The 15,250-nt window shown below is 68.9% G+C and carries 15 protein-coding genes; 7 read left to right on the top strand and 8 right to left on the bottom strand.

The genetic code is table 11. The annotated features are described in order from the left end of the window. The first annotated feature begins 77 nt into the window (after nucleotides 1-77). From JS278_RS13065 to budA, 5 genes are all read left to right on the top strand, one after another. Nucleotides 78-761, top strand: a complete 684-nt coding sequence (locus tag JS278_RS13065) for a nucleotide exchange factor GrpE (protein WP_114045570.1) — start codon at nucleotides 78-80, stop codon at nucleotides 759-761. Between the two features lie 33 nt (nucleotides 762-794). Beyond that, nucleotides 795-1,949, top strand: coding sequence for a molecular chaperone DnaJ (gene dnaJ / locus JS278_RS13060; RefSeq protein ID WP_114045569.1), 1,155 nt, complete (start codon nucleotides 795-797; stop codon nucleotides 1,947-1,949). A 1-nt stretch (nucleotide 1,950) separates the two neighbouring features. Further along, nucleotides 1,951-2,388, top strand: a complete 438-nt coding sequence (locus tag JS278_RS13055; protein ID WP_114045568.1) for a heat shock protein transcriptional repressor HspR — start codon at nucleotides 1,951-1,953, stop codon at nucleotides 2,386-2,388. Between the two features lie 236 nt (nucleotides 2,389-2,624). Beyond that, a complete protein-coding gene (locus JS278_RS13050) occupies nucleotides 2,625-3,668 on the top strand; it encodes a zinc-binding dehydrogenase (RefSeq protein ID WP_114045567.1) in 1,044 nt (347 codons plus the stop codon). A gap of 56 nt (nucleotides 3,669-3,724) precedes the next feature. Beyond that, nucleotides 3,725-4,444 (top strand): acetolactate decarboxylase, encoded by a 720-nt coding sequence (gene budA, locus JS278_RS13045; protein WP_114045566.1) that lies wholly within the window; start codon nucleotides 3,725-3,727, stop codon nucleotides 4,442-4,444. A gap of 158 nt (nucleotides 4,445-4,602) precedes the next feature. Here the strand turns inward: budA and JS278_RS13040 are convergent, their stop codons facing one another. From JS278_RS13040 to JS278_RS13025, 4 genes are all read right to left on the bottom strand, one after another. Next, complete coding sequence (locus JS278_RS13040) at nucleotides 4,603-6,180, bottom strand: aspartate:alanine exchanger family transporter (RefSeq protein ID WP_114045565.1); 1,578 nt, start codon at nucleotides 6,178-6,180, stop codon at nucleotides 4,603-4,605. A 7-nt stretch (nucleotides 6,181-6,187) separates the two neighbouring features. Beyond that, complete coding sequence (locus JS278_RS13035) at nucleotides 6,188-7,654, bottom strand: amino acid permease (protein ID WP_245935114.1); 1,467 nt, start codon at nucleotides 7,652-7,654, stop codon at nucleotides 6,188-6,190. Between the two features lie 199 nt (nucleotides 7,655-7,853). After that, nucleotides 7,854-10,313, bottom strand: a complete 2,460-nt coding sequence (locus JS278_RS13030; protein WP_114045564.1) for an ABC transporter permease — start codon at nucleotides 10,311-10,313, stop codon at nucleotides 7,854-7,856. A gap of 1 nt (nucleotide 10,314) precedes the next feature. Then, complete coding sequence (locus tag JS278_RS13025) at nucleotides 10,315-11,055, bottom strand: ATP-binding cassette domain-containing protein (RefSeq protein WP_181833910.1); 741 nt, start codon at nucleotides 11,053-11,055, stop codon at nucleotides 10,315-10,317. 306 nt (nucleotides 11,056-11,361) lie between these two features. Between JS278_RS13025 and JS278_RS13020 the strand changes: the two genes are divergently transcribed. Then, on the top strand, nucleotides 11,362-11,583 hold the full coding sequence (locus tag JS278_RS13020) for a ribbon-helix-helix domain-containing protein (protein ID WP_114045562.1): 222 nt from the start codon (nucleotides 11,362-11,364) through the stop codon (nucleotides 11,581-11,583). On the opposite strand, the gene JS278_RS16075 is transcribed toward JS278_RS13020, so the two are convergent. From JS278_RS16075 to JS278_RS13000, 4 genes are all read right to left on the bottom strand, one after another. Then, nucleotides 11,561-11,959, bottom strand: a complete 399-nt coding sequence (locus JS278_RS16075) for a VanZ family protein (protein WP_181833732.1) — start codon at nucleotides 11,957-11,959, stop codon at nucleotides 11,561-11,563. The genes JS278_RS13020 and JS278_RS16075 overlap by 23 nt on opposite strands. Continuing rightward, on the bottom strand, nucleotides 11,956-12,585 hold the full coding sequence (locus JS278_RS13010; protein ID WP_245935320.1) for a response regulator: 630 nt from the start codon (nucleotides 12,583-12,585) through the stop codon (nucleotides 11,956-11,958). The genes JS278_RS16075 and JS278_RS13010 overlap by 4 nt, the downstream gene beginning before the upstream one ends. A gap of 113 nt (nucleotides 12,586-12,698) precedes the next feature. After that, complete coding sequence (locus tag JS278_RS13005) at nucleotides 12,699-13,880, bottom strand: sensor histidine kinase (RefSeq protein WP_114045560.1); 1,182 nt, start codon at nucleotides 13,878-13,880, stop codon at nucleotides 12,699-12,701. A gap of 261 nt (nucleotides 13,881-14,141) precedes the next feature. After that, nucleotides 14,142-14,366: a hypothetical protein gene (locus tag JS278_RS13000; protein ID WP_114045559.1), complete on the bottom strand. Its 225-nt coding sequence runs from the start codon at nucleotides 14,364-14,366 to the stop codon at nucleotides 14,142-14,144. A gap of 589 nt (nucleotides 14,367-14,955) precedes the next feature. On the opposite strand from JS278_RS13000, the gene JS278_RS12995 reads away from it, so the two are divergent. Further along, nucleotides 14,956-15,204, top strand: coding sequence for a PLD nuclease N-terminal domain-containing protein (locus JS278_RS12995; protein ID WP_220149973.1), 249 nt, complete (start codon nucleotides 14,956-14,958; stop codon nucleotides 15,202-15,204). Nucleotides 15,205-15,250: the final 46 nt, after the last annotated feature.

The following is a 15,250-nucleotide window of genomic DNA, read 5'->3' as shown; positions in this document are numbered from 1 at the left end:
ACCACCGGCGCCACCGCGCCGCCCGGGACACCGCACGGCGCGGATCGGGCCGTACCACCAGAGATGACTAGGACGATATGAGCGAGAACGAGAACTTCGACGAGCAGGCCGGCGACGGCGGACCCGCCGGCGGGGACGGATCGGGCGAGCAGTCCGGCCCGGACGACCGCCAGACCTTCGAGGACATCGTCGAAGGGGTCGAGCTGGAGACCCCGGAGGAGTCCGGGGCCGGCGACGCCCCCTCCGAGGAGGCCCGGTTGGAGAATCTGCTGGCCGAGCGCACCGAGGACCTGCAGCGCCTCCAGGCCGAGTACGTGAACTTCAAGAAGCGCTCGGACCGCGAGCGCAACGCGGCGAAGCAGGGCGGGGTCGAGAAGGTCGTCGCCTCCCTGGTCCCGGTGCTCGACGCCATCCACATGGCGCGCGAGCACGGCGAGGTGACAGAGGGCTCCGGATTCAAGGCGGTGACCGATGCCCTGGAGAAGGTGGCCGCCGACCACGAGCTGACCTCCTTCGGGGAGGTGGGCGACGCCTTCGACCCCTATCTGCACAACGCCCTCATGCAGATCCCGCTGCCCGGGGCCACGGTGGTCTCGGTGTCTCAGGTCATGGGGCGGGGCTACAAGGTGGGTGACCGGGTCGTGCGCCCCGCTCAGGTGGCGGTCTCCGACCCCGATCCCGAGGCTCTGGCGGGCGGCGATGAAGGCGACGACGCGGGTGTGGCGGAGGCCGGCGGATCGGCCGACGACACCGAGAAGTGAACGATGGATGTGTGGATCGGGAGGAGGCGCTGAATGAGCACCAGTGACTGGGCTAACAAGGACTACTACAAGGTGCTGGGCGTCTCGAAGGACGCCAAGCCCGAGGAGATCAAGAAGGCGTTCCGCAAGATCGCGCGGGACAACCACCCTGACTCCCACCCCGGGGACAAGGCTGCCGAGGCGCGCTTCAAGGACGCCTCCGAGGCCCACGACGTGCTCGGCAATGCGACCAAGCGCAAGGAGTACGACCAGCAGCGCAGTCTCTTCGGCGGGGGTGGGTTCAAGTTCCCCCGCGGAGGGGCCCAGAACGTCCGCGTCGAGGACCTGTTCCGCAACGCCGGCTCCGGTGAGGGCTTCGGCGATATCTTCGGCAATCTGTTCGGATCGACCGGCGGGAGGCGCACCAGCACCAGGAGCGCGCGGCGCGGGGCCGACGTCGAGGGCGAGGTCACCGTCGCATTCCGTGAGTCGATCGCGGGGGTGACGGTGCCGATGCAGATGGTCTCCGAGGATGCCTGCCAGGCCTGCCGCGGGACAGGCGCCAAGGCCGGCACCGTGCCGAGGGTCTGCCCCACCTGTGAGGGCTCGGGGATGCACGCCACCACCAGCGGCGGCGTCTTCCAGATGAGCGAGCCCTGCCCCGACTGCAAGGGCCGCGGCATGATCGTCGACGACCCCTGCCCGGTCTGCAACGGATCCGGGCGGGCCAGGGCCGCCAAGACCATGCAGGTGCGGATCCCGGCCGGTGTCGAGGACGGGCAGCGGATCAGGATCAAGGGCAAGGGATCGCCCGGTGAGAACGGCGGCTCCGCCGGAGACCTGTATGTCGTCGTCCATGTGGGTTCTGACAAGGTGTTCGGTCGCGACGGCCACAATCTGACAGTCACTGTCCCGGTGACCTTCTCCGAGGCGGCCCTGGGAGCCAGGATCACCGTGCCGCTGCTGTCCGGCGGCACCGTGACCCTCAAGATCCCCGCCGGGACGCCCAACGGCCGCACCTTCAGGGTGCGGGGCAAGGGGGTGCCGCGCTCCAACGGGGCCAGGGGAGACCTGCTGGCGAAGGTCGAGGTGGCCATCCCGACGGGACTGGACGCCGACGCCAGGGCCGCCCTCCAGGAGTTCACCGCCAAGGCGCGCCAGCCTGATCCCCGCGAGTGGGACTCGGCTCCGTTCGGATCGGTGAACTGAGATGGCCGGGGAGCCGACGGGCCTGGCCAGGATCGACCAGGACGCCCCCATCTTCCCGATCTCGGTGGCGTCCGAACTGGCCGGAATGCACCCGCAGACGCTGCGCACCTATGACCGGCTCGGGCTGGTGGTCCCCAGCCGGGCCAAGGGGCGCGGACGTCGCTACTCCCCGCGCGACGTCGCCCGCCTGAGGACTGTCCAGCACCTGTCCCAGGAGGAGGGCATCAATCTCAACGGGATCCGGCGGATCATCGAGCTGGAGACCCGGATCGAGCACCTCAACGATCAGGTGGAACAACTCGGCCAGACGGTCCGCAGGATGCAGGCGATGGGTTACGAGAATCAGGCCGATCCCCGGGTCTTCACCGCCGAGTCGACCGGGCGGGTCCACATGGGGCGCACCATCGTCCACGCCCAGCTGGCCCTGCCGCCCCGCTGATCCGTTCTGCGGCGGTGTCACTCCGTCCTCAGGCGAGGTGACCGATCCCCCGGCAGTTGGGGGTGCTCGGCTCGAACGGGCTCAGATCCCCCGACTGCCGGGGGATTCGTCTGGCCACCGGCCCGGATGCCCCAGGGTGCGCGTGAGCTAGGGTGCTTTGGTCGGACCATTTTCGGCGTGAGGTGCATCGAAGCCCTCACCGGCAGGTCCGGCGCGCGGACATGAAGGAGTGTGCGATGACTGAAACCATGCTGGCCGAGAGGTTCTACGCCCAGGACAGGAGCATCCACCTGGAGGAGGTGCCCGTGCCGCACCCCGGCCCGGGCAATGTGCTCGTCGAGGTTGCCTACTGCGGCATCTGCCACTCGGATCTCAGCCTCATCAACGGCACCTTCCCGGCTCAGCTGCCGGTGGTCACCCAGGGTCACGAGGCGTCCGGGACGGTAGTCGAGCTCGGCGCCGGGGTCACCGGCTGGAAGGTGGGGGACCGCGTCATCCCCTCGGCCGGGCGCCCCTGCCTGAACTGCCGGAAGTGTCGCCGCGGCGACTTCGCCAACTGTCTTCACCTCAACCTCATGGCCTTCGCCTACGACGGGGCCTGGGCGAAGTACCACGAGGCCGCCGCGACCGGCCTCACCAAGATCCCCGACAATGTGCCGATGGACCAGGCGGCGCTGCTGGCCGATGCCGTCTCCACCCCCTATGCCGCTGTCGTGCACACCGCCCAGGTGCACATGGGCAACGCGGTGGCGGTATGGGGAGTCGGCGGGGTCGGGACTCATCTGGTCCAGCTCGCCAAGGCGGCCGGCGGCGTGCCGGTGATCGCCATCGATCTCAACGACGAGGTGCTGGCCAGGGCGAAGCGGGTCGGTGCGGACCACATCCTGCGCAGCGACGACCCGGATCTCATGGCCAGGATCGAGGAGCTCACCAACGGGAGAATGATCGACGTCGCCTTCGACGCCGTCGGCATCAGGCCCACCCTGCGCGCTGCCGTGGACTCCCTGGACGTCAACGGCAAGGCTGTCTCGCTGGGACTGTCCAGCCAGAGCATTGACGCGGGACCCTTCATGAACTTCAACCTGGAGCGCAAGAGGGTCATGGGGCATCTGGGCTACCACGGCCAGGACATCGCCATGCTCGCCGAGATGCTCTCCTACCATCGCCTCGACCTGTCGGAGTCGATCTCGGAGGTGGTGCCCCTGGACGAGGTGCAGCGCGGTATCGAGGATCTGGAGCAGCACCGGAACAATCCGATCCGCATCCTGGTCCGGCCATGAGCCCCGCGGGCCTCGACGGATGTCATCCAGCATGGCGGCGTGCTTAAGCTGGATGTGTGAACCGGCACGAGTTCTTCCAGACCAGCCTCATCTCCTCGCTCATGGACGGCGTCTACGAGGATGAGATGTCCATCGGCGAGCTGCTCTCCCACGGCTCCTTCGGCATCGGGACCTTCAACGCCCTGGACGGGGAGATGATCATCCTCGACGGGAGGTGCTTCCAGCTGCGCTCCGACGGCACCACCCGGCCGGCGGCGATGAGCCAGTTCACGCCCTATGCCACGGTGACGAACTTCGTCCCCTCGCACCGGTTGGAGATCACCCGCCCGCTGCACCGTCCCGACCTGTCGAAACTCATCGACGGGCTGCTTCCCAGCGCCAACTACATGTATGCGCTGCGGATCCGGGGGCATGTCGAGTGGGTCACGACGCGAACCGTCGTCGAACAGGCCAAGCCCTTCCGTCCGATGGTCCAGGCCACCGACGGGGAGGAGGTGGTGCGTCTCGAGGAGGTCGACGGCACCTTCGTGGGGTTCCGCACCCCGGTGTACCAGCAGGGCATCTCGGTGCCCGGCTGCCACGTCCACTTCATCGACGAGGGCCGGACCCACGGCGGTCACGTCGTCGATTTCGAGATCAGCTCGGGGTCGGTCGAGGTGTGCGTGGGCACGGACCTGCAGTTGAGGTTGCCGCTGACCACCGAGTTCGAACGGGCCGACCTGGCCCCCGAGGACTTGGCCGATCAGGTGGCGCGGACCGAGCACGCCCGGAGCTGACGACCGCAGATCGTCGCTCGGGAAGGCAGCGGCCGGACGCGGTCGCGGATCCGGACCGCAGCGGCCGGCCACGGTGGCAATCTCAAGTTCCACCAGAGCCGTCCGTCGAGGGGGCAGCGAGCGCCTGCGCGAGCGTGGGGGAGTCGTCTCCCCCTCTGTCAAAGCAACGCGATGACCTGGACGAGCATGATCTTGACCACTGTTCCCAGGGCGAACAGCGCCCCGTAGGCCGAATCGATCCGCTCGTCGTTGGCCAGGGAGTTGGCGTAGCCGAGGATGGCCGGCTGACCGACGAACCCGGCGAAGCCGCCGGCCGCCCGCTGCGCCGAGAGCCCCAGACGCCGGGCCGCCACCAGCAGGATGAGTCCGCCGAGGATCAGGGACACGGTGGAGACCACGACGATCCCCAACCCGTGCCAGCTGAGGGCCTGGGAGGTGAATGCCGGGCCCGAGGCCAGGCCGACGCAAGCCAGGAAGATCATCAGGCCGAGCTGGCGCAGGATGTTGTTGGTGGCGTGGGGCAGGTCCCAGCGCAGCGGCCCGGTGCGGTGTACCGCCCCGAGGATCATGCCCATCACCAACGGTCCGGCGGCGGCACCGAGCTCGAACTTCAGGCCGCCGGGCAGCGCCACCAGAATCGCGCCGAGGACCAGTCCCATGGCGGCCCCCAGTCCCAGGGACAGGGCGTCGACCTGGGAGACGCGGGCCTCGGAGTCGCCGAAGAGGTCGGCGGCGTCCGACAGCCGGTTGGCGGGCACCACGGCCAGCACCCGGTCGCCGGGCTGGAGGATGATGTCGTCATTGGCCAGCATGTCCAGATCGCCGCGGCGTACCCGGGTGACCTTGCCGTTGGTGCGTCCGCGCACGTCGATGTCTCCGAGCCGCCGCCCGATGAGCGCCGGGTTGGAGACCAGGAAGCGTCGGAAGTCCACCGTGTTGCGATCGTCGGTGAGGCGCTTCTTGGAGCGGTGGCCCAGGTGTTCGACGGCGCGTTCGACGTCGTCGGGATTGCCGACCACCAGCACCTGATCGCCGACGTGGAGGTCGTCGTCGGGGGTGGCCAGCTGCATCTCGCCCTCGCGCAGCAGATAGGAGATGCGGATCTGGTCGTCGGTGAACCCGGGGGTGGCGCGGATCGACGTCTCCCGGTCGACGACGGTGGACACCGCCGTGAGGCCGGCCTCGGCCATCGAGGTGTTGTCCTTGGTGGCCGGCCACTTCCTGCCGGCCACGAAGGACACCATGATCATCGCCACGATGACGCCGACCGGGTAGGAGATGGCGTAGCCCACCAGCGTGTCGCCGGCCCCCTGGGTGGCCTCCTGGGCGGCGTCGATGGCCGGGGAGGTGAGAACGCCGGCGTAGAGCCCGGCGACGTGGGGGGAGGTGAGGCCGAAGAGGCGGCCGAGTCCCAGGGCGGCGGCGGCCATCGCGGCCAGCCCGACGACCCCTGCGACCATGAGCGACCACTGCCGTTTGAGGTCGGAGATGAAGGTCGCGCCCGCCGCGAGGCCCACCGTGTAGCAGAAGAGCACGACGCCCAGGGCCTTGATGCTGCCGAGTCCCTGGCCCAGCCTCGGGTCGAGTGCCCCCACCACCAGGCCCATGAACAGGGCGCCGGCGGCTCCGAACCGCAGGGGTCCGAATCTGATCTGGCCCAGCAGCGCTCCCAGAGCGAGCACCACCAGGATGGTGACGAGTTGGTGAGCTGCCAGGAAGTCCAGCACAATGCTCATCGCGATCTCAGTCCTTCCGGTCCGTTGCGGCTTCACGTCGGCGCCGGGGGAGCCGAGACAGCGCCCAGCCGGCGATGAGGATGATGAGCCAGACCGGTCCGACGCCCACCGCGATCTGGTAGGCCGGGTTTCCCGACAGGATCATCAGCACGACGATAACGGCCATGAATGCCAGGACGAGCCAGTTCGTCACGGGCGCGCCGGGCATCCGGAAGCGCAGCGCCGCCGCGGCGTCGGCGTCCATCCTCCGGCGGAACAGCAGCTGGGTGATGACGACCATCCCCCAGTTGATGAAAGCGGCGATCAGTGCGATCGACATGACGTAGGAGAAGGCCTGGGAAGGCAGCACGGCGGTGAGCACCACGGCGATGGCGGTGACGACGCTGGAGGCGATGATGCCGACCCATGGGGAGCCGTGCCGGCTCACCCTGCCGAGGATCTTCGGGGCGTTGCCCTGGTGAGCCAGGGAGAAGAGCATCCGGCCGTTGGAGTACAGGCCCGAGTTGTAGGTCGACGCGGCGGCGGTGAGGACGACGACGTTGAGGATGGCGGCGGCTCCGGGGATCCCGACCTGGTCGAAGATCTGGACGAAGGGGCTCGCCTTGCCGTCGATCCTCGTCCACGGCGTCAGCGAGACGATGACGAGGATCGCGCCGACGTAGAAGATGAGGATCCGATAGACCACCTGGTTGATGGCCCTGGGGATGGAGCGCTGCGGATCCTCTGCCTCGCCGGCGGTGATGCCGATGAGCTCGACCCCGCCGAAGGAGAACATCACGACGACCAGGCCGGTCATCACTCCGTGCAGTCCGTTGGGCATGAATCCGCCGTGGGCCCACAGGTTGGTGAGGCCGGTGGCCGGATGCCCGCCGGCGCCGAAGAACATGATCCACAGGCCGAGGGCGATCATCGCGAGGATGGCGACCACCTTGATGATGGCGAACCAGAACTCGAACTCCCCGTATGCGCGCACGTGGAGCAGGTTGATGGCAGTGATGAGGATCAGGACCACGGCCGCGGTGACCCACTGGGGAACGTCCGGGAACCAGTAGTTGATGTAGATGCCCACCACCGACAGCTCGGCCATCGACACGGCGATGTAGTTGAACCAGTAGTTCCAGCCCGACACGAAGCCCGCGAGATCTCCCCAGTAGTCGTGGGCGTACTCGGAGAAGGCGCCGGAGGTCGGGTTGTGGACGCTCATCTCGCCCAGGGCCCGCATCACCAGGTAGATGACGATGCCGCCGATCAGGTAGCTGACGATGACGGCCGGTCCGGCGGCCGAGATGGAGTCGGAGGCGCCGTAGAACAGCCCGGTGCCGATCGCCCCGCCCAACGCGATGAGCTGGATGTGGCGGTTGTGCAGGCCCCGGCGCAGGGCGATCGGAGACTCGTCCTTCGGATTCTCGGTAGGCGCCCCGTCTGTTCGGGGCGCTGTATCGGTGGGGGGCTGGGGTTGACTCACTCCCCGCATCCTAGATACCGGCGAGCGGGACGACTCGGGTGGTCGGGGAGTGGCCATGATGGTGAGGTGCGCCGAAGATGTGCTCCCCCGGGTTCACCTGCTCCATCTGTCCTGCTCATCCAGCGGTCCGTGCGACGACGCTCCAGGGTTCGCACGCCGCTCCAGGTATTACAAGGAGCGGCGTGCGAACCCTGGAGGATCGTGGGGATCACTCCCCGGCCAGGGCGACCGCCGGGCTGATGCGGGCGGCATGGCGTCCCGGAATCACCGAGGCCAGCCAGCCGGCCGCCAGTGCGACGACGGTCACCGCGGCCAGCTGGGCCCAGGGAATGGAGATGTGCATCGTCGCGGTTCCCTCGCTGCCCAGCAGGGCGTAGGCGCCGGCGATGCCGTAGGCCGAGCCGAGTACCAGTCCGACGATGACGGCGGCCACCGATTCCTGGACGGCCTCGTGGCCGAACATCGCGCGGATCTGACGCCGGGTCAGTCCCAGCGCCCTCAGCAGGCCGATCTCGCGGGTACGTTCCAGCACCGACAGCCCCAGGGTGTTGGCCACTCCCACCAGGGCGATGACCACCGAGATCGCCAGCAGCCCGATCACCAGCACCATCATGATGGTGACGATCTGCTGCACCTGCGCCCGCTCGTCTGCGGCCGAGTTGATGCTGGCGCCCGGGTAGGGGGCCAGCGCGGTGGTCAGCGCCGAGGTGACGTCGGAGGCCTCGGTGCCCTGCGCGTAGCGCACCAGCGCCTGATGGGGCTGCGCACCGGGGGACACCTTCTCCAGCGTGGTGGAGGTCAGCATCACCTGGCCGAGCGACGCGTCCGCCCCCTCCGGCACCACCGCGGTGAGGGTGAGGGTGCGCCCGCCGGACTTCAGCGTGACGCGGTCACTGGACCTCACCCCGGAGGCCTGGACCAGCGCGTGGCGGTCGTCCAGACCCTTCAGCGGGGCGGTGTCGCGGAAGGTGCTGCGGGCCTGGGGGCCGTAGCCCAGCCCGGTCACCTCGGTGCTGCGGTCGTCGTGGCCCTCGACGCCCAGGGTGAGCGCCGCCTGCGGGACGGCGCCGGCGGAGGCGACCCCCTCGGTGCGGGAGATCGCCTTGACCATGGCGGGGGTCACGGGCTGCGAGCTGGTCACCGAGGCGTCGAAGGGGAACTCCTTGTCCAGGGCCGCGTTGATGGTCGACTGGCCGCAGGCCGCGCCCACGGCGGTCATCACGATGAGGGTGACGCCGACCAGCAGGGCCGAGACCGTGGCTGCGGCACGGCCCGGATTGCGCCGGGCGTTCTCGGCCGCCAGGTCGGCGGGCACCCCTCCGACCCGCCCGGCAGCCCGGCCGATGACGCGGGCCAGCCTGGGGATGAGGATCACGGCGAGCACCAGGACACCGGCGAAGTTCATCAGTCCGCCGGCGATCCCGGCCAGAAGGGCCGGCGTCATCGAGTCGGCGCCTACGGCCGCCCAGGCCAGCAGCGCCGCCCCGGCGGCGAAGAGCACCAGGCCGATCACCAGCCGGACTCGACCGATCCGCCGGGTCGGTTCGGCGATCACCGGGGACAGGGCGGCGACGGGCGGCACCCGGGTGGCGCGCCGGGCCGGGGGAAGGGCCGCTAGCAGGGTGACGAGCGTGCCGGCCGCCAGCGGGACGATGATCGAGGCCGCCGACACCGAGATCCAGTTGGCGAGCGGGATGTTCGTCGAGTCACCGGCCACTGAGATGATGAGTTGGGCCAGTCCGGCGCCGGCGATCACGCCGAGCACCGATCCTGTCAGGCCGACCTCCAGTGCGTCTCCCATCACCGAGCGGCGCACCTGGGCGCGGGTGGCGCCCACGCAGCGGGCCAGCGCCATGGTGCGGGTGCGCTGGGCCACCAGGATGCCGAAGGTGTTGACGATGACGATCGCCCCGACGGCCAGCGCGATGACGGCGAAGGCCGTCATGAACCCGGTCATCGCCCCCGATCCGGCCATTGCCCGGTCGGTGAGGACGTCGCGCTGGGCGTCGGCGGTGCGTACGGTGATGCCCTTGTGGTCCAGGCCGGGGACGGCGCGCACGGAGGCCGCGACGGCGTCCTGCCCGCCTGAACCGGAGACGTAGATGGTGTCGTAGCCCTGCTCGCCGCGCAGTGTCATGAGGGTTGCGGCGTCCAGATAGACCTGCTGGTCGTTGTTCGTGGAGACGCGCGGGCCGGGGGAGATCACCCCGACGACCGTGACCCGGCGGGCCGGGGCGTCATCACTGAATCCCGACAGGTTGATCTTCTGACCGATCTTCACCCCGGAGTCGGTGGTCAGCGGGTTGATGGCCACCTCGCCGGCGTTGTTGGGCAGCCGGCCCGAGGCGAGACTCGTGCCGTGGCTCAGGGGCGGGGTGAGGTGCGCCTCGATCGTCGAGGCCCGGTCGGTGCGCTGCAGGGTGGTGGAGATGGCCGGTTCGACGGCGTCGACACCGGAACGAGCCTTGATCCGGGAGAGCGCCGAGGTCGGGATGGTGGTGGAGTCGTCCGCGCTGACCACGGCGTCGGCCCCGTCGACCGAGGCGGAGGTCTGGGCGACTATGGAGCTCTTGATGGTGGCCGACATGATGAGGGTGGCGGCAAGGAAGGCGATACCCAGGATGACGGCCAGCAGGGTGGGGACGAGTCTGCGGCGTTCGTGAATCATCTCAGGCCTCCTGATCGGAGTGGGTGGCGGCGCGGGCGGGGATGCCAGCGCGCACCGAGCGCCAGCGGTCCTCGTCGATTCGGCCGTCTTTCAACGTGACGACACGATCGGCGTAGCCGGCGGCGTGGTGATCGTGGGTGACCATCACCACGGTCTGGCCCAGATCGTCGACGCAGTTGCGCAGGAAACCGAGCAGGTCGTCGCTGGCCTCCGAGTCCAGGGCGCCGGTGGGTTCGTCGGCGACGATGACGTCGGGTCGGGTGATGAGAGCCCGTGCCACCGCGACGCGCTGCTGCTGACCGCCCGACAATTCGGAGGGGCGGTGGTCCAGGCGGTCGTCGATGCCGAGCAGGTGGGCGACCCGGTCGAACCACTGGCGGTCGACCCTGCGCCTCGACAGCTTCAGCGGCAGCAGGATGTTCTTCTCGGCGTCCAGGGTCGGCATCAGATTGAAGGACTGGAAGATGAAGCCGACGTGATCGCGGCGCAGCCGGGTGAGGTCGTCGTCGCTCAGCGCGGTGATCTCGGTGCCGCCGATCCACACCTGCCCCGAGGTGGGGGCGTCGAGTCCGGTGATGCAGTGCAGCAGGGTGGATTTCCCGGAGCCCGAGGCTCCCATGATGGCGGTGAAATGGCCGGCCGGCAGCTCCAGGCTCACCGAGTCCAGCGCCCGGACGAGCGTGGCGTCGGCGCCATAGGTCTTGGTGAGGTCGGCGGCGCGCACGGCCGCGTTCCGTGACATCTCCCCGGCGGGCGGGGCCGCCGGGTCGGCGGGAAGGGTGCGGGTCTGTGACATCGGATGCCTCCTGAGGACTGGAATCAACGTCCTCGACGCTACGAAGCCGCCACGTCGTCGCGGATCATGCCGACGGACGGTTCCGGGCCTCCTCCCGCGGGAGGATCCGCCGAAGTCGATCCGTCTGGGAATGGATCGTTCGTGTCGGATGCTGAAGATCGGTGGTGTTGTGAAGGACACTGGAGAGGTACTGATCATTCGTGCCATGCGGGCACGGCCTCGGTACACGCGAAGGTTGAGGTGGAGAGACGGATGAGCGATCTGACGCCGGAACAACTCGACGAGATCACAGCGGACTTCGAGGCCGGATGGTCCGAGCACCGTCTGGACGCCGCCGAGGTCCGGTGGGGCCCGGGGTTCGCGCATGTTCTTCCTGACGACGTCCGGCAGGCTTTGCATCGGAGGGCGCTCGACGAAGGGTTGACCGACGCCGAACTGATCGAGCGAGCGGTCAGGGCGTATCTCGCCGCCTGAGAGCGGCGCTTGTCCACCAGCACACGAGAGATCCGATGAGGGCCCCGGCGGTGTTCGCGACGACGTCGCGCGGATCGGCGACCCGGTGGGGCAGGAAGAGTCCCTGAATCGTCTCGATGAACACGGTGGCCACCAGCCCCACCACCACATTGCGCGGCACCGACCGGCGCCACCACCAGGCCACGGCCCCGACCGGTACGAACATGACGATGTTGGCGGTGAACTCCAGCGGCGGCGCCAGGCCGGGCCCGGCCCCCGGATCCGGGGTGAAGACGATGACGCCGATCACCGCCGCCAGCGCGCATGTGCAGGCCAGCCGGAGCCCCCTGCTGCGCCATGCCCGCCAGTCCGCGACGCGGGCCGCCAGGCGTCTCACCGGCCGGGCCTCACCAGGCCGGCGTCGTAGGCGGTGATGACCATCTGCACCCGGTCGCGCAGCCCCAGTTTGGTGAGGATGTGGCCGATGTGGGTCTTGACGGTGGTCTCGGCCAGGAAGAGCTTCCCGGCGATCTCAGTGTTGGTGAGCCCTTGGCCCACGCACACCAGCACCTCGCGCTCCCGGTCGGATAGCGCGGCGATGAGTTTCGGGTCGGTGGGTGCTTGGGCAGCCGAGTCGTGTGGGAGGAACCGTTCCAGCAGCCGGCGGGTGGCCGACGGGGCGACCACGGCGTCCCCGGAGCTCACTGCGCGGATGCCGGCCAGCAGTTCGGCCGGCCCGGCGTCCTTCAGCAGGAAGCCGCCCGCCCCGGCGCGAAGCGCGGCATGGACGTACTCGTCCAGATCGAAGGTGGTGAGCACCAGCACCCGGACCGCGGGGTCGGCCTCGATGATGGTGCGGGTGGCCTCCAGGCCGTCCATCCGCGGCATCCGGATGTCCATCAGGACGATGTCGGGGTGCAGCTCGGCGGTCAGCCGCACGGCTTCAGCGCCGTCGCCGGCCTCGCCGACCACCGTCATGTCGGGCTGGGCGTCCAGCACCATCCGGAAGCCGACGCGCACCATCTCCTGGTCGTCGGCGAGCAGCAGGCGGATGGGGTGGTCGGCGGTCACGGTGTCGTCTCCTCGGTGGTGGTCATGGGTTCGTCGGGTTGAGGCCCGGCGGCCAGTGGTGGGGATCAGTGCTCGACGGGAATCACCGCACGCACCTGGAAGCCGCCGTCGAGACGGTCCCTGGCCTCCAGGGTGCCGCCCCATGCGGCCACCCTCTCACGCATCCCCACGAGCCCGTGCCCGGCCCCGTCGTCGGCGGCGCCCTCTGTGCCGCGGCCGTCGTCGACCACCAGGATCTCCACGGATTCCGGGCCGTGGGTGATGGTCACTGCGGCCGTGGCTGCCGGCCCGGCGTGCTTGAGGGTGTTGGTCAGCGATTCCTGGACGACGCGGTACGCGGCCAGGTCCGCCCCTTCGGGCAGCGGCGGGTGGGAGTCCGGGTCACCGACGACCTCCAGGGTCACGGGGAGCGCCCGGCGGGTCTCGGCGATGAGCTCGGGCAGTTCCGCCAGCCCCTGCGAGGGGGCCAGCTCGGCCGGTTCGTCGGAGTCGTCGCGCAGCACCCCGACCAGTCGGCGGGTCTCGGTGAGGGCCCGCCGCGCGGTCTCGGCGACGGTGTCCAGAGCCCTGCCGGAGGCTTCCAGGCGGGTGGCGGCGTCGCCGGCCTCCTCATGGTGGGCCAGGTAGGCCCCGCCGTCGGCCTGCACCACGATCACCGACAGGGAGTGGGCGACGATGTCGTGCATCTCGCGGGCGATCCGGGTGCGCTCCTCCTGGGTGGCCAGGCGCACCCGCTGGTCGCGCTCGCGTTCCAGGTCCTCGGCGCGACGGCGGAGCTGGTCGATGTTGAGGCGGCGCTCCCGGGCGAAGCGGCCGGCGTACCAGGCCATCAGCACGATGACCGCGCAGACGATGGTCTCAGTCATGATGCTGAAGATCGCGGTCCGCATGCTGTGACGAGTGAGAAACCCGTCATCGAGGGTCCAGAACAGTCCGGCCGCGACGCTGCCGGCCAGGGCGAGCCACAACCACCACTTGGCGCGTCTGGGCTGTCCGTAGGCGACGACGGCATAGATGACGATGGGGACGCAGAGATCCCCGCTGATGGGGCCTGGCCAGACCGCCAGCTGAATCAAACAGGCCAGGGCCACACCGCCGGCTGCAACATCTGGTCGGGTGCGTCGCCAGATCAACGGCATGGTGAACAGGAGGGACCAGAGGAAGTGTGGCAGGGTCGTCGCGGTAGCCATCGTCCCGGCAGCTGCCGGAGGCCACAGGATGCACGCGAGGACGGCGTCCCACACCATGGGGTGCCGGGTGAACCAGCCGTGTATCCCTCGAATGCTCACATGCCGAGCCTACGGAGCCCGGACGGTTCGGGCATCCTCCCCCGGTCGGAGCGTCATGGGGAAGTAGCGGGGGATTCTCTGGGGACGGCGAAGGGGCCCGTCGGTGTGACGGGCCCCTTCGCGATACTGGGATACGGATGCGTCTCGGCTCAAAGAGCCGCAGGCGTGAGACTCACCGTTGCGTCTCAGCATGGATCGACGGCCGTGCGCCGCCGCGGGTCAGTTGAGCTCGGAGAGCATCGACCTCCAGGCCAGGGTGATGCCGGCGCCGGCGGTCATGAGCCCGGCGGCGATGACGATGACGGGGGAGGAGGTCGCGATGCCGGTGATGGCCAGCACCAGGGAGACAGCCATCAGGATGACGGCGACGGCCTTGACGTTGAAGCTGGAGACCTCGGCGCGGTTGGTGGCCAGGATCGGGGTGTTGAGAGAGATGGCGGTCATGTGAGTGCCTGCTTCCATGAACTGGTGCCAGACACGACGAAGCGGCCGCGCCCGGCACGGCTTCGTGCGTCCCCCGGTTCCCCGGAGGTATCAGGCCGTTTGACCTGACATGAAGAACTATACGCACCTTCCGGGCGCCGGGTGAAACGCGGCACGGGAGGCGTGCGAATCTGTGCAGCGGTGCGGGTAGATGACTGGCCGAAGGTGCGGCACGGCCTCTGCAGAGGCCTCAACGTGGGCCCTGTGACAAGGGATGATGCAGGGACGTCCGATGCCTAGCCGAGGACCGGCGGAATTATTCCCGCGGGACGGGGCGGGAGTCTTCGCCCGCAGCGCACGGATTGTCCGGACAATTGTTCTCTGGAGGTGTCAATCGGATAGTGAACCCTTCTGCGGGACTCACGGTCTCATCACGACGCCGGCACACCGGTCCGGCCTCATCCCGCAGTACCACCGAGGGTGCCGTCCTGATCCTCGGGCCGGGGCGGCCGCGGTCTGGGAAGTCCTACCCGGGTAGGTTTCCCGGGCAGAAAGCGGTCACTAGCGTTGACGCATATCGATTGAGCTTCAGTGGAGAAAGGAGACGTGAATGGATATGCAGATCTTGGAGACCGGTGACCTGTCCGCATGGGCGTCCGCCGGCATGCTACTACTCGCAGTTCTCGCGGTCGTGGGACTTGTCACGCTGTTCATCGCCGCGCTGGTGAGTGTGGCAAAGAGCCCACGGCTGATGGCGGGTGGAAAGCTGGTATGGATCGTGGTCGTGTTCTGCTTCCCATTCCTGGGGCCACTGGTGTGGTTTCTTTGGGGCCGGCACGTGCAGACCACAATGGACTAGTTCGGCAATGGTCTGATATTTCGACTTCTACGGACGGCCCCTACAG

Origin of the sequence: Acidipropionibacterium virtanenii (genome assembly GCF_003325455.1) — a bacterium.
GTDB lineage: Bacteria > Actinomycetota > Actinomycetes > Propionibacteriales > Propionibacteriaceae > Acidipropionibacterium > Acidipropionibacterium virtanenii.
Note: the sequence above shows the minus strand (reverse complement) of the source record. Positions and strands in the feature narration are given on the sequence as shown.